This window comes from Flavobacterium solisilvae (genome assembly GCF_012911605.1).
Classification (GTDB): domain Bacteria; phylum Bacteroidota; class Bacteroidia; order Flavobacteriales; family Flavobacteriaceae; genus Flavobacterium; species Flavobacterium solisilvae.
In genome coordinates, this window is the sequence record NZ_JAAMPT010000145.1 from 1 (window position 1) to 483 (window position 483).

The 483-nt window shown below is 47.0% G+C and carries 1 rRNA gene; it reads left to right on the forward strand.

Annotation, left to right across the window (positions count from 1 at the left end):
* Positions 1-483: ribosomal RNA gene (locus tag G6042_RS00670) — 23S ribosomal RNA — on the forward strand; the annotation flags it as partial.

Here is a 483-nt window from a genome sequence, read left to right on the forward strand (position 1 = left end):
AGTGGAGGTCCGAACCGGTTGACGTTGAAAAGTCTTCGGATGACCTGTGGGTAGGGGTGAAAGGCCAATCAAACTCGGAAATAGCTCGTACTCCCCGAAATGCATTTAGGTGCAGCGCTGATAATAGTTATATAGAGGTAGAGCTACTGATTGGATGCGGGGGCTTCACCGCCTACCAATTCCTGACAAACTCCGAATGCTATATAATGTTTTACAGCAGTGAGGGCATGGGTGCTAAGGTCCATGTCCGAGAGGGAAAGAACCCAGACCATCAGCTAAGGTCCCCAAATGTATGCTAAGTTGAAAAAACGAGGTTTGTCTGCCCAGACAGCTAGGATGTTGGCTTGGAAGCAGCCATTCATTTAAAGAGTGCGTAACAGCTCACTAGTCGAGCGGACGAGCATGGATAATAATCGGGCATAAGTATACTACCGAAGCTATGGATTTATACGTAAGTATAAGTGGTAGGGGAGCATTCTAACA